We start from the raw sequence: 14,336 nt of genomic DNA on the forward strand, positions 1-14,336 counted from the left end.
AGATGAGCGCAATAGTCTCGTGGGCTCGGAGATGTGTATAAGAGACAGATCATAAGCTTTTTGGGTATCATTAATATGGGAGAAGAATATGGATATCATAAGCACAAGAATTAATACAGATTTAGAATCTATAAAAAATTTTAATAAGGAAGTTATAGACCTATCCAAAAAAAGATATGCTGATGAGGATCTAATCTTCAAATTGAGGCTTATCTTGGATGAGCTTATAATAAATTCTTACAAGCACGGCAACAAGAAAGTTTTTGACAGGAAAATTGATTGCCTAGTTCTTCTTGACAATTCCTATCTCTTTGTCAAAATCAAAGATGAGGGCTGTGGGATAGCTTGTGATAAGCAAAGAAACGCTTATGGTGAAAGTGGTAGGGGGATTATGCTTGTTGATGCTCTCAGTGATAAGTTAATTGTTTATGAAAATTCTATTGCTGCCCTAGTTTTTAACAAATAATTTGCAAATTTCCCTAAATTATCTTAGATAGCTTGCAAATTAGTTTATAAATTTAACAAAAAAATTGCGAATAATTCTAGTAAACATCCGAAATAGGATGTTTTTTTATCTTTTAATATTGATAAGATATTAACATGAGATATAATATATTGGTAGATTTGTTAGAATGAAAGAAGGTTTTATGAAAAGAAACGATGTAAGAAATGTAGCTATTATCGCCCACGTAGACCATGGAAAGACTACTCTTGTAGATGGTCTCTTAAAAACTGCTGGTCTGTTTAGAGATAACCAAGAAGTTAAAGAGAGGGTAATGGATTCAAATTCTATTGAAAAAGAAAGAGGAATTACCATTCTTTCCAAGAATACTGCGATTTATTATAAAGATACAAAGATTAATATTATCGACACTCCTGGCCATGCCGATTTTGGTGGAGAGGTTGAGAGAGTTTTAAATATGGCAGAGTCAGTTGTTCTTGTCGTAGACAGCCACGAAGGTCCAATGCCTCAAACTAAGTTTGTACTTAAAAAGGCTATCGAACTAGGACTTCCTGCCATTGTCTGCATCAACAAGGTTGACAGACCTGACCAAAGGATCGATGAAGTTGAGGATGAAATTTTAGACCTTTTCATCACTCTTGATGCTGATGAGTCCTACCTAGAAAGTCCAATAGTCTATGCTTCTGCTAAACTTGGTTGGGCATCAAGCGAAAAAGGTGTGGAAAAATCAGATATGACAGACCTTTTGGACACTATTATAGACTATACTCCTGCCTTTGAAGCAGACGAAAATGCTCCTTTCAAGGTCTTAGTTTCTACAACCGACTATAATGAATACCTTGGTAGAATTGCCATAGGAAAGGTTGAGTCTGGAGTTATCAAGAAAAACGCCAATGCCGTTATCACCAACTACAACGATCCAAGTAGAAAAATTAAGTCAAAGATTGTTACTATCTATGAGTTTGATGGCCTAGAAAGAAAAGAAGTAGAAGAATCTAAGTTTGGTTCAATTGTTGCCCTATCAGGTATGGAAGATATTAACATAGGGGATACTGTAGGTACAGAAGAAGATAGTGAACCAATTGAGTTTACAAAAATTTCAGAGCCAACCCTATCAATGACTTTCTCTGTAAATGATTCACCTTTTGCAGGTCGTGATGGAAAATATGTAACAAGTAGACACCTTAGAGATAGGCTTATGAAGGAAAAGGAAACTGACGTTTCTTTGAGGGTTGAAACAACCGATTCAACAGAAGCCTTCAAGGTTTCAGGCCGTGGCGAGCTCCATCTTTCAGTTCTAATAGAAAATCTTAGACGTGAAGGCTATGAATTTCAAGTTTCAAAGCCTGAGGTAATGTATAAGACAAATGAGTTAGGTAAGAAAATAGAACCAATTGAGATTGCAACTATCGATGTTGATCAAGCTTATTCTGGTTCAGTTATTGAAAAACTTGGTAGGAGAAAGGGTGAGATGATTGATATGAAACCATCAAGCTCAGGTTATAACAGACTTGTATTTAGGATTCCTGCTAGGGGTCTTATCGGTTATAGGACAGAGTTTATGACAGATACCAAGGGAACTGGCATCCTAAATTCTGAATTTGAAGGCTATGACCTATACAAGGGAGATATGGACCATAGGAGTGTAGGTTCTCTTATAGCTTCTGAAACAGGAATTGCAACAGCTTATGGGCTAAACTCTGCTCAAACTAGAGGTCTTTTGTTCATAGAACCAAGTGATGAAGTCTATGAAGGACTTGTAGTAGGAATGAACGCTAAGGGTCTTGATATAGATGTAAATGTATGCAAGAAGAAAAAACTAACCAACACTCGTGCAAGTGGAAGTGATGATGCTATTATGCTTACTCCTGCAAAGAAAATGTCTGTTGAAGAGATGATGGAATTTGTAGAAGAGGACGAACTAATAGAAATTACACCAAATAACCTAAGGATCAGGAAAAGAATCCTAGATTCTAATTTAAGGTATAAGTCAAAGAAAAATAATTAGAGGTTTGTATGATCAAAAACGCCGAGAGAAACTTAAGTTTCACCCTAGCTCTAACAAGCATTTTGGTCTTTATCCTGACTCTAGTTGGGGTATTTTTCAACAATGTGTTTGTAGCTTTGATATGGAATGTTGTTTTTTTAATTTGCTGGCTGTTGATGGTGGTATTTGGCTTTGTTGTAGTATTTGACAAGCATCCCTACAAGTTTTCAATCCTTGTAGCAATTCTTACAAGCCTTGCCTTCATAGCCCTTTCAGCCCACGCTATCGTGATACTAGCAAGATTTATTCCCCAACTACCAGATAGGATTGTCTTGCCAAATGCATACCTAGTTAAGTACAATCAAGTTATCTTCTATACAACCTTGATAGTGGTTTATTTTATCCACTTCATAAATTATGCCAAGCTAAGTCCAACTAGGATAGGAAGAAAGCTTATAAAGAAAGCCAAGGAAGATACTAAGAAAGTTAAGGATTTTGTGAAGGAAGAAGTAAGTGAAGAAGACCTAGCCATCCTAAATTCCCACCTAGAGGATGCTAGCGACTCACTTTTTGAAAACGAAGCTTCAAAAGATGAACAAATAGAAAATAAGGATGGATTGGAGGAATAAATGACCAAGCAAAATATATCACTATCAGTTATAAAAAGGCTACCTAAGTATTATAGGTACTTAGAAAGTATCAATGAAAAGGGAATAATTAGAGTTTCATCTAAGGAACTATCAGAAATAACTGGTCTTACTGCAAGCCAAATCAGACAAGATTTAAACCACTTCGGCTGTTTCGGTCAACAAGGCTATGGCTACAATGTTTCCGAGCTTATTGAAGAACTTTCAAAAATTATAGGAGTTGATAAGACCTACTCCATGATTCTTATTGGTTATGGAAACATAGGCCATGCCCTCTACAAGTACAAGTCTTTTAGAGACTTAGGCTATGAATTTAAGGCTGTTTTTGATAAAGAGGCAAAAAATCTCGAAACTTGTGATGTAGAAGTGAAAGAGATAGAAGAATTGGAGGCCTACCTAAAGGAAAATCCAATAGATATAGGAATCATTGCCACACCTAAAAATGTTTCCCAAGAGATATGCGATAAGCTCTGTGAGGGAGGAGTAAGGGGCATATGGAACTTCTCTCCAGTAGATCTAAAGGTAAAAAATGGAGTAGTAATCGAATCTGTCCACCTAGATGAGTCCTTGTTCACCCTAACTTACTTCATGAACTCACCTGAGGACTTTATATTTTAGATGAACCTTTTAACAGCATCAAACCTCACCAAGTCCTATCCCCTAAGGGATATTTTTGAAAATGTTAGTTTTAAGATAGAAAAAGGCGACAAGGCTGGCCTTATAGGAGCAAATGGAGCTGGAAAGACAACTCTGTTTAATATTCTTACAGGAGAGCTTGCTGCCGATAGTGGAGAAATCTATATAGCAGGTGATGTCAGGGTAGGCTATCTCAAACAGCTCCTAAGCCTTGATTCAGACATGACCATCTACGAATTTGTCCTAGGAGTTTTTGATGATATGATTAAACTCGAAAGGGAAATGAGAGATTTAGAACACCTTATGGCAGAGGAAGAAGACCCTGACAAGCTAGATACCATAATGAAAACTTATGCTGAAAAGTCGGATGAGTTTACCACAAAAAATGGTTATGCGATAAAAAGTGAGATTGAGGGTACTCTCACAGCTATGGGCTTTGATAAGAAAGATTTTGACAAAAACATAGCCGACCTATCTGGAGGTCAGAAGGCGAGAGTCGAGCTTTGCCACCTGCTTTTGGAAAAGCCCGACCTAATCTTACTAGATGAGCCAACCAACCACCTAGATATTGGAGCTATAAGCTTTCTTGAAACCTTCATCAAAAATTATAAGGGGTCTGTTATAGTAATCTCCCACGACAGGTATTTTTTGGATAATACCGTAAACAAGGTCTTTATGATGGAAAATGGCAAGCTTACGAGCTATCTTGGCAACTACACAAGCTTTATGGCTCAAAGAAAAAAAGACTTAGAAGTTAGAATCCACCAATACAAGTCCCAACAAAAAGAGATTGAAAGACAAGAAGAAATAATAGAAAGACTCAAAAACTTGGGAGGAAGTAAGAGAAAAAGGGGGATTTCTCAGTCAAGGTCTAGGCAAAAACTCCTAGATAAGATGGTCAAAATCGATAAGCCCATCGAGCTTAGAGATACCATGAATCTCAAATTTACACCGAGAATTCAATCTGGAGTTGACGTACTCAAAGTAAGGGATTTGGAAAAGTCTTTTGGTCTTGAAGAAATTTTCAAAAATATTTCCCTAGACCTCTATAGGCAAGAAAGATGTGCAATAATTGGAGAAAATGGAGTTGGCAAAACCACTCTCTTTAGGATAATCATGGGCGAAGAAAGTAGAGATTCCGGACAAGTTAGGATAGGCTCGTCAGTAAATATTGGCTACTTCGACCAAGAGCAAAAGTCCCTAGATCCTGCCAATACTATCTTTGAGGAAGTTTCCAAGGCCTACCCCATGCTTACAAATTTCGAGATAAGATCCTACCTTGCCAAGTTCATGTTCTATGAAGATGATGTTAATAGGCTGGTTGGTGAGCTATCGGGAGGAGAAAGGTCGAGAATCTCCCTCCTAAAGCTTATGATATCAGATACCAACTTTATCTTGATGGATGAGCCAACCAACCACCTTGACATTGATTCTAAAGAAATCTTAGAAGATGCCATCCTTGACTATGAGGGGACAGTCCTAATCATTAGCCACGATAGGTACTTCCTAAACAAGGTTGCAACAAAGATTTTGGATATGAAAAAAGATGGGATGGATGAATACTTAGGAAATTATTCCTACTATGAGGATAAGCTTAGGCAAAAATCCTTGGAAGAAGTAAATGAGCCTACAGTTACCAAGACTCAGATTAAAAAGCAAAGGCAAAAAGAAAGTCTTAAAAGAAATGAAGTCAAAAAAATTAAGGCTGAAATCAGAGACTTGGAAAAGGAAATGGAAGCTATAGAAGCAAGGATTTTAGAGCTAACTGATTTAAGTCTTGAGGAAGGTTTTTATGATAATCAAGACGTAGTTCAAAAAACTTTCAGCGAAATAAAGAATCTTGAAGAAAGAAAAGATGAAATCGACCATAAGTGGTTGGAACTTTCTATGGAAATTGAATAAAGAGATTGAAGCACCTAAGATAGGGTAAGTATATACTAAGGAGGGTTTATGGGAACATTTAAAAGAATAATATTTTCCATAATGACACTAATACTAATCCTACTGGGTGCTGTTTTTGTATCAGCGGGACTTATAAGAAGTAACCTGCTAGCTTATTTCATCTACTATTTAGAAGATTCAAAACTTAGGCTTGGTCTTATGCTTGTAGGTATTGTCTTATTGGTATTTGCAACTTTTATTTTGATAGATCTTATCCTAAGTTCGGATGTGGATTTTGAATATCTAAGAAACCAAGAGGACGGCTCAATTTTGGTAAAGAGGAGTTCTCTTGAAAATACCCTAGCCCAGGCAGTAAGAAGAGCTGGTCTAAAGCCCCTAAGCCAAGATGTGAGAATACTCAAAGGTGGGGAGAAAATCAAGGCTAGTGCCAAGGTTCAAATAGAAAATAACAAAGACTTGAACCTTCTTACAGACAAGGTCAAAACTGAGGCAAGAAAAGCCCTTGGAGAGCTTACAGGCATTAGTGATATTGACCTAAGTCTGTACTTCCAAAAAATGGAAAAAAGCTTGGATGAAAAGAAGGGGTAGGAGATGGATAAAATTAATAAAGAAAACTCAACAGGACTAACTATCTATGATTTGGAGAAAATAAAGATGGATAGGAAGGAGCTGGTCAGGCAAAAAAGACTTGCTTTTTACAAGATGAATAAGGGTAAGTTAATAGGAAGTGGTCTTGGTTTGTGTACCTTGATTTGCCTTTTTAACTTTGGTTTTTTTAGGACCATTGGCATTTGGCTACTTATGAGTATATCTTATACTATTGGAGCCTACTTTGATAGGGATGTAAGGTATATAAACTTTGTAAGAAGGTTGTTTAGATAATAGGAGGAAATTATGACAGAAAATAAGCAAAAACTTGATGAAGTAAAGACAGATAGAGAATTAGAATTTGAGGAAAGCAAGCTCATAATTGAGGATAAGGTTGTTGCAAAAATAGCGAGAATTGCCATCAAAAGTGTCGATGGTATCCTTGATATGAAGGGAAATATAGCAGATTCAATTGGATCTTTTTTCTCAAATTCTTCCGAGCAATCAACAGCTGGAGTTAATGTAGAAGTTGGCGAAAAAGAGGCCAAGGTCAACCTCGATGTAATAATTGAGTATGGAAAAAACGCAACCAGAATCTTTTCAGATATCCAAAAGGCTGTAAGAGGTAATGTTAAAGAGATGACAGGACTTGATGTAGTAACAATCAACGTAGACATAGTTGATGTTATGACAAGAGAAGAATACGAAGAAAAAAAGAAAAAAGAAGCAAGCAAGGTAGAAAGTAGATACTAAAAAACCAAATGGACTTACTTAGGAGGCTTATAAGCTGTAGCTAGAGTCTGTACCTAAAATCTTAGGTTTTACTTGGAGGATAGATGAAAGATAAAGAGAAATTTCTTGATGAAAAAAGTAAAAATATGTTGAAGGTAACCCTTATCTCCATCCTAGTTTTCTTTGCCTTTTGGTATAAGGACAGGCTTGGTGAGGGACTTGTAAATGCATATGCGGTTCTTAGACCCATACTCTACGGTTTGGTGATAGCCTTCATCATAAACCTTCCAATGAACTTTTTTGAAGAGAAGGTTTTTGCGAGATTTATCGACAAGGACAAGCACAAAAACCTAGTTCAAATCCTAGCCCTTATTCTTTCTTGGATAATATTTTTTGGGCTTGTAACCATAATAATCACAGTTTTTGTGCCAGAGCTTGTAAATGCTATAAGTTCTTTGGTGGAAAATATCCCAGTTTTTATGGATAAGCTTATCGAATACCTAAATAGCCAAAGGCTATTTAAGGAGCTAAGGACAGAGATAATTAACAAACTTAATACACTAGATATGGAAAATATTACTAGAGAACTTACTAGAATGCTAGATGGAAAAAACTGGGGACTTTTGACCAAGACTTCAAGCCTCCTAAATTCCTTCTCATCTTGGCTAATATCCATGATTATGGGATTTTTCTTCTCCATCTATGTGTCCATGAATAAGAAGGACCTCCAAGCTGGGTCAAATAAACTTCTTCTAGCAAATTTTGAGGAAAAGACTGTTAATCAAGTAAACTATGTGGCAAAACTAACCTATGATTCATTCTCTAGGTTTTTTGAAACAAAGCTACTTTCTTGCCTATCCTTAGGGCTTATTTGCCTTATAGGTATGAAGATTTTGGGTCTACCAATGGCTGGAATGATTTCTATACTTGTAGGAGCCTTTGACATAATCCCTTACTTTGGACCGATTATTGCTACTGGTGTGGGTATGATTTTGATTTTTATCCAGTCGCCAACCCAAGCTATGGTATTTTTGGTCTTTGTCCTAAGTATCCAACAATTACAGGAAAAAATTATCTATCCCCTCGTGATTGGCAAACACCAGGGCTTGCCAGCTATTTGGATTTTTATCTCAGCCTTTATTGGAGCAGGACTTTTTGGAATTGTGGGAATGATTACTTCCATGCCTATAGCAACCGTAATTTATAACCTCATCCAAGATAGCACTAAAAGAAAACTTAGGCAAAAAAATATAGACTTAAACAAAATACAAGAACTTAACGAAAAATCTTACGAAACCATGCGAGAAGATAAGATGAACTTTAAGTTTTGAAAAAAATCCCAAGCTAGGAGCTTCCTTTTGGATAGCACCTAGGTGGGATTTTTTTCTATCTTTCTTTAATTTTATAGTTGATGCCATTTACAAGTTCGACTTCATAGGGACTATTTTCCAAAAATCCTCTAATAAACTCATACCTAAGGGCATGGTAGGTGGAAGCTTCTCCTTTGAGCTCATCTTCTCTCACTTTACCTAGCTCAAAAGATTCGTGGTGGTCGTGGCTGTGGTTTCCCTCGCAGGTATTGGCCAAGGAATCTTCGGGATTTATCCTAGCTTTTTGGTACTTGGCATGGAGGTTGTCGTTGGTAACCAACAAGAGATTTCCCTCCTCATCAAGGCCAGCACTTAGGCCTCTATCGCAAGGCATACCGTCAAGAAGCCTTAGGTTTAATCTATCGAAAACTTCCTCAAGGCTAGTAAGCCTTTCCGCATCTCCCTCAATCTTTCCTAATTCATACATTTTTTCCTTAGGATTTATAGCAAGAGCCATGGCTTGAGCAAGTCTATTTTCTACCACATCAATCCTACTTGATAGCCAACCGTGAATGTTATCTTGGTCTATTAGGTCAGCCAAATCGTGAGTTTCAACTGGCTTATAAATTTTATCTATTTCGTTGGTCTTACCATCCATCAGAAAATCTGTAATCTTATCTTGGAATTTGATTTTTTCATACATCATGTAATGGATTGGACCCAAATTTTTACTCATATTTATCACCTCTCCTATACAATACTTTAAAATTTATGTTATACTAGGAAGGAAAAGAAATTTAAGGAGGTTTCATGTTAAAAAAACTCACAACCAAAAAATTAGTTTATGTTGCACTTTTCACAGCCCTTGTTTACATATTTTCTAGGTTTTTCCAAATACCAGTAGCCACTCCTTTTGGACAAACTAGATTCCACTTAGGCAATGTATTTTGTTTGTTGGCGGGTCTATTAATGGGACCAGGACTTGGTGGTCTTGCGGCAGGACTTGGTTCAGCCCTCTTTGACCTTTTTGACCCAGTATATTTCACATCAGCACCAATAACTTTCATCACAAAATTTGCCCTAGCCCTTGTAGCAGGCCTAATCTATAAGCATAGAAAAGGATTAATTGATAAGAAAAAACTCCTCTTGGCATCAATCTGTGGTCAACTTACCTATGTTGTCTTGTACTTGACCAAGTCTTTTATAACAAATAAGTTCATTATGGCCTTTACTATGGAGGCAACTATGGCAGAACTTCTCCCAAAAGCTGGAGTATCACTAATCAACGCACTAATTTCAGTAATCATAGCATCAATCCTTGCCATTCCTCTCTTAAAGGCAGTTGACTTTGAGTAAAGAGGACCTCTTTCGGGTATAAACCTAAAAGAAGAGTAAAAGAGGTTTATATGCAAGAAAGATTGAAACAATTCGAGATTACTTGTCCTAGGTGTGGGCATATCTTCAAAAAAGACTTGAATACTGCTATTTTTTCGGAAACTATGGAAAGGGACAAGCTTCTAAATAGGGATTTTGCGAGTCTACTTTGTCCTTCTTGTGGGCATGATTTTAGGCTTAATTATAGGTTCATCTATACAGATGATAGGCTTAAATTTATGGTGGTTAACGACCCCGACTTTGTCGGATCTAGCCACAGACTCGCCTTAATCTCATCCCTTAGCCTCCTTGATAAGCTAAGGCGAGATGAGCTTTCTAAGTTTAGGACAATCATGACCACAAACCTTGATGAGCTTAGGGAAAAAATCCTAATCCTTGAGGCAGGTCTTGATGATAGGACGGTGGAGCTTATGAAATACATCCTCCTAGAATCCGATGAGCTTAGCCTAAACCATGATGATGTGGCAAGCTTTGTCCTTGAAGAAGTTGATAAGTTTATAATAACTTCAAAAACTAAAGAGGTGATGAGCCTTCCTTTTCCTAAGGAAGTTTACGATAAGATAGAAGAAACTTATGGGTCAAGCTTTGACAATAAGCCTGCTCTCATAAACAGGGCATGGGCCTATGATTTTTTGAAAAAGTTTAAGTAAAGCAGGGTCTCCTGCTTTTTTGTTAGGGAAAAATTATGAAATTTTATGTTACAGACTCCAGGAAGAGAAAAGAAGTTTACGATATCTTAAATATTTTTTATGACCATGAAGAACTTGACTTTGACCCAACTGCCAAGCTAAGGATCGAAGAAGGGAAAATCATCCTAGAAGATAGGGTGGTCGGTTATGATAATTTGAAAAAAGACCTCTACACAATCCTTACGGAAGAAACTGGCTACAAGTCCCCTTGGGGTTACCTTACAGGCTCTAAGCCAAGTAAGCTTCTACAAAAGCTAAGCCACCAAGAGATACAGACCAAATACCTTCTTTCTCCTGCCAAGGTCGACCTTTTGATGAAAGTAAAAAATGAACAGGATAAACTTACCATAAATCCTAGGGGTTTTTCTCTCTATATCAACATCCCCTTTTGCCCAACTAGATGCCACTACTGCTCTTATCCAACCCTAGTAGGCAATAGGCATGACAAGAGTGCCTATGTAGATAGGTTAATTTATGAGCTGGAAAATATCAATTTGCCCAACAAGCTTGATGCGATTTATATAGGAGGAGGAACGCCCTCTTTCATATCCACCAAAGACTTGGAGAAACTTCTGGGTGCAATCAACAAGAAATTCACCTACCAAGAATTTACCTTTGAGGCAGGGAGGGAAGATACCCTAGACTTCGATAAACTTCAAATCCTAAGAGAAAATATGGTCGGAAGAATTTCCCTAAACCCCCAATCATTCAACAAAGAAGTTATTGAAAGGGCAGGAAGAACCTACGATTTTGACCACTTCCTTGAAATCTACACCAAGGCTAGGTCTTTGAGATTTATAATAAATATGGACTTTATTGTGGGACTTATGGGAGAAGATGCTGGACTTTTTGCGAAAAACTTTGACCTTTTGAAAGATTTGATGCCAGAAAATATCACCTTTCACACCCTAGCCATCAAGGTTGCAAGCAAGTATTTTGAAAAATCACTAAAGGCAAGTAGGAAAGATACCCTAGCCATTAGCCAGATGATTGATGACTTTGTAAGGGGAAATTCCTACAAGCCCTACTACCTTTACAGGCAAAAAAACATAGTAGGTAACCTCGAAAATGTCGGCTACCAAAAAGGGGCCACAAGCCAAAGGTACAACATTATAATAAACGAGGAGCTTCAATCAATAGTAGGACTTGGCATGAACGCCAACACCAAGCTCATCAATGGGAAAAAGTATAGAAATGCGAGAAACCTAAGGGATTACTTCACCAACTTAGAAGAGGAAATTACCTCTAAAAATAAATTGATAAATGAGTATAATAAAAATAATTAGGAGGATAATATGGAAATCAAAAATTTACAACCCCAAGAAGTTTTTGCAAACTTCTACCAACTAAGCCAAATTCCTAGAGAATCTGGAAACGAAAAAGAAGTTTCAGACTACCTAGTAAACTTTGCTAAAGAAAGAGGCCTTGAAGTTACCCAAGATGAGGCCCTCAATGTAATTATAAGAAAAAAAGCCTCAAAAGGCTATGAAGATAGACCAACAGTTGCCCTTCAAGGACACATGGACATGGTTTGTGTCAAAGAAGATGATAGCGACCATGATTTTGAGAAAGACCCAATCAAACTAATCCTAGAAGATGGGTGGCTAACAGCTGATGGAACAACCCTTGGAGGAGATGATGGAATTGGTGTTGCCTTCATCATGGGCATCCTTGATGATGATAGCCTAGAGCATGGACCAATTGAAGCAATAATTACAACAGGCGAAGAAACTTCAATGGTTGGAGCAAGAGCCCTAGACCTAACTCAACTTAAAGCCAAATACCTAATTAACATCGATTCAGAAGAAGAGGGTGTCCTTACAATCGGCTGTGCAGGAGGTCTTGACCTTGAAATCGAATTTGATAAAGAAATGGAAGAAAAGAAGGGCGACTTTGTAGAAATTTCCCTCCAAGGCTTCGAAGGAGGCCATTCTGGTATGGAAATTGACAAATTTAGATGTAATGCAATAAAGGCTCTTGCAAGACTTCTCCACAATATCGAAGACCTACAAATAGGAGAAATCACAGGTGGAGTAAAAAGAAACGCCATCCCAACAACAGCATCAGCCCTTGTTTGCGTAAAGGATAGGGACAAGGTTCTAGAAATCCTAGAAAAAAGAAAAAAAGAAATTCTCAACGAATACAAGGATTCAGACCCAAATGGTAAGATTTCAATTAAAAAAGCAGACTTTGAAGGTCAGGTAATAAGCACTAAGGCAAGCAAAAATATAATAGATGCAATCTTTGTCCTTCCTGACGGCCTCTACAAAAAATACAAGGCCAACATAGTAACCTCATCCAACCTAGGCCTACTCGAAAACAGGGAAAAGACAATAATGTTCCACACCATGATAAGATCCGAAGTAGACTCTGCAAAAATCAACAGGGGAGAAATCGCCAAGGAAATAATATCAAGATTTGGTGGAAGATACCAAGTAGTAAACCAATATTCAGGCTGGCAAAGAGAAGAAACTCCACTAATTGACCTTGCCAACGAAACATGGAAACAAATCCACGGAGATGACCTCATAGTAGGAACAACCCACGGAGGACTTGAATGTGGTCTATTCAAAAAGGAAATCCCACACGTTGAAATGATATCCTTCGGTCCAGAAATAGAAGGAGCTCACTCACCAACAGAAAGAGTTAACATCGAATCAGTAGCCAACAACTACAAGTTCTTAGTAGAACTTCTAAAGAAAATAAAATAGCTAGAAAAAGCCCCACCATCCGACTTCGATGGTGGGGCTTTTGGTTTTAATAACCTTCTTCATATATCCTAAAATAGACAAGCCCTAGAGCTTGTCTATCTTATCCTTAATCTCCTTGACATAATGCAAAATCTCATCAATTTTACCCCTTACCTCAAAGATTAGAATCAAACAAATGGCTATTGGAAAGCCAAGTTCACTAACAATTTTAACTAAGTCCATAATATTTTCGGCTATTTCTCTATCAGAAATCTTCTTAAGAATTTAAGGAAAGTTGATCCCTTACCTATCAAAATCCAAGAATTGTTAAGAAAGTACGCCACTCCTTTCTTCAAAAATTTCTAATTCTTATAAAAACCTCCTCCACCCATACATAGACTAAAGGCGGAAGACTTCCCGAAATTTATCGGACCATAAGGCTTTTGTCGACCAAAACCATCAAACAAGACCCAATAAGCCCCAAATTTTCCTCCTAAAAGCCTTTTATCCAATTAAACTTTTAAAGAAAAATCCTTTATCATAGTCTTGTCGACACAAGAGAGCTCTCAGAAAGGATTGATAATGCAAATAAATATAGAAAATTCTGAGATGATAATGGATGCCTACAAGCCCCTCATCCTTGCCGTAACAAATAAGTTCCAAAAATACGAAAAGGACGAATCAATAGACGAGGCGAGAATGATACTAATGGAGGCGATTTTAACCTACGATGCCGAGAAGGCTACCTTCGGCTACTACCTCAAACAAAGACTCTACTACCACTTCCTAGACAAGGGCAAGAAGAAGGAGATCCTATCCCTCAACGAAAAAAACCAAGAAGGCGATGAATTGATAGACTCCCTAATAGATACAACCGACTTTGAAGAAGACCTTCTAAGAAAGGATAGGATAAGGCAAATCTTAACCTACCTAGAAATCCTATCTCCCAAAGATAGAAAAATAGTAGAAATGAGATACCTTAAAGAAATGACAAACCAAGAAATAGGAGAAAGACTAAAAATCTCAACCAAAACTGTAGCCAACCGCCTAAGCCTAAGCCTAAAGAAACTGAGGGAAGAATTTAGATAGAAAACATCAAAAATTTTATGCAATCTATTAATATGGCCAAAGGAAGAGAGGATTTTTAAGAAAAAAGACCAGCAAATAGAAAATATATATTTAATAGATTATTGTTTAATATTCAATTTAAATGAAAAAAAGTTTTAGATAAATTTTATACAATAAAAAATTCTTTAGTAAAAAATGATAGGTCTTATCGCAAGCCTTGGCACAGATA

Annotated in this window: 16 protein-coding genes; 14 read left to right on the forward strand and 2 right to left on the reverse strand. The window is 37.2% G+C overall.

What is annotated here, in order from left to right:
* Positions 1–88: 88 nt before the first annotated feature.
* The 9 genes from Q0W95_RS05540 (at position 89) to Q0W95_RS05580 (ending at position 8,286) form a co-directional block, all read left to right on the forward strand.
* A complete protein-coding gene (locus tag Q0W95_RS05540; protein WP_297790706.1) occupies positions 89–466 on the forward strand; it encodes an ATP-binding protein in 378 nt (125 codons plus the stop codon).
* Between the two features lie 181 nt (positions 467–647).
* Complete coding sequence (typA, locus tag Q0W95_RS05545; protein ID WP_297790708.1) at positions 648–2,471, forward strand: translational GTPase TypA; 1,824 nt, start codon at positions 648–650, stop codon at positions 2,469–2,471.
* Between the two features lie 8 nt (positions 2,472–2,479).
* Entirely contained in the window at positions 2,480–3,079 is a 600-nt protein-coding gene (locus Q0W95_RS05550) for a hypothetical protein (RefSeq protein WP_297790710.1), read from the forward strand.
* Positions 3,080–3,715, forward strand: a complete 636-nt coding sequence (locus tag Q0W95_RS05555; protein WP_297790712.1) for a redox-sensing transcriptional repressor Rex — start codon at positions 3,080–3,082, stop codon at positions 3,713–3,715.
* On the forward strand, positions 3,716–5,635 hold the full coding sequence (locus tag Q0W95_RS05560) for an ABC-F family ATP-binding cassette domain-containing protein (protein ID WP_297790714.1): 1,920 nt from the start codon (positions 3,716–3,718) through the stop codon (positions 5,633–5,635).
* Between the two features lie 48 nt (positions 5,636–5,683).
* Positions 5,684–6,223: an alkaline shock response membrane anchor protein AmaP gene (gene amaP, locus Q0W95_RS05565; protein ID WP_297790716.1), complete on the forward strand. Its 540-nt coding sequence runs from the start codon at positions 5,684–5,686 to the stop codon at positions 6,221–6,223.
* A 3-nt stretch (positions 6,224–6,226) separates the two neighbouring features.
* Positions 6,227–6,517: a DUF2273 domain-containing protein gene (locus Q0W95_RS05570; protein WP_297790718.1), complete on the forward strand. Its 291-nt coding sequence runs from the start codon at positions 6,227–6,229 to the stop codon at positions 6,515–6,517.
* A 12-nt stretch (positions 6,518–6,529) separates the two neighbouring features.
* Positions 6,530–6,976, forward strand: a complete 447-nt coding sequence (locus Q0W95_RS05575) for an Asp23/Gls24 family envelope stress response protein (RefSeq protein WP_297790720.1) — start codon at positions 6,530–6,532, stop codon at positions 6,974–6,976.
* 83 nt (positions 6,977–7,059) lie between these two features.
* Positions 7,060–8,286, forward strand: a complete 1,227-nt coding sequence (locus tag Q0W95_RS05580; protein WP_297790722.1) for an AI-2E family transporter — start codon at positions 7,060–7,062, stop codon at positions 8,284–8,286.
* A gap of 55 nt (positions 8,287–8,341) precedes the next feature.
* Here Q0W95_RS05580 and Q0W95_RS05585 read toward each other — a convergent pair whose 3' ends face one another.
* A complete protein-coding gene (locus Q0W95_RS05585; protein ID WP_297790723.1) occupies positions 8,342–9,001 on the reverse strand; it encodes a hypothetical protein in 660 nt (219 codons plus the stop codon).
* 74 nt (positions 9,002–9,075) lie between these two features.
* On the opposite strand from Q0W95_RS05585, the gene Q0W95_RS05590 reads away from it, so the two are divergent.
* From Q0W95_RS05590 to Q0W95_RS05605, 4 genes are read left to right on the forward strand one after another with little or no spacing between them, the layout of a single operon-like run.
* Entirely contained in the window at positions 9,076–9,621 is a 546-nt protein-coding gene (locus Q0W95_RS05590) for an ECF transporter S component (RefSeq protein WP_297790725.1), read from the forward strand.
* A 50-nt stretch (positions 9,622–9,671) separates the two neighbouring features.
* Complete coding sequence (locus Q0W95_RS05595) at positions 9,672–10,310, forward strand: CpXC domain-containing protein (protein ID WP_297790727.1); 639 nt, start codon at positions 9,672–9,674, stop codon at positions 10,308–10,310.
* A gap of 35 nt (positions 10,311–10,345) precedes the next feature.
* Complete coding sequence (hemZ, locus tag Q0W95_RS05600) at positions 10,346–11,635, forward strand: coproporphyrinogen dehydrogenase HemZ (RefSeq protein WP_297790729.1); 1,290 nt, start codon at positions 10,346–10,348, stop codon at positions 11,633–11,635.
* A gap of 9 nt (positions 11,636–11,644) precedes the next feature.
* Positions 11,645–13,060 (forward strand): aminoacyl-histidine dipeptidase, encoded by a 1,416-nt coding sequence (locus Q0W95_RS05605; protein ID WP_297790731.1) that lies wholly within the window; start codon positions 11,645–11,647, stop codon positions 13,058–13,060.
* Between the two features lie 84 nt (positions 13,061–13,144).
* On the opposite strand, the gene Q0W95_RS05610 is transcribed toward Q0W95_RS05605, so the two are convergent.
* Entirely contained in the window at positions 13,145–13,282 is a 138-nt protein-coding gene (locus Q0W95_RS05610; protein WP_297790733.1) for a hypothetical protein, read from the reverse strand.
* A 339-nt stretch (positions 13,283–13,621) separates the two neighbouring features.
* On the opposite strand from Q0W95_RS05610, the gene Q0W95_RS05615 reads away from it, so the two are divergent.
* Positions 13,622–14,128 (forward strand): sigma-70 family RNA polymerase sigma factor, encoded by a 507-nt coding sequence (locus Q0W95_RS05615; RefSeq protein ID WP_297790735.1) that lies wholly within the window; start codon positions 13,622–13,624, stop codon positions 14,126–14,128.
* The last annotated feature ends 208 nt before the right edge of the window (positions 14,129–14,336 follow it).

Source organism: uncultured Anaerococcus sp., assembly GCF_947253225.1.
Taxonomy (GTDB): domain Bacteria; phylum Bacillota; class Clostridia; order Tissierellales; family Peptoniphilaceae; genus Anaerococcus.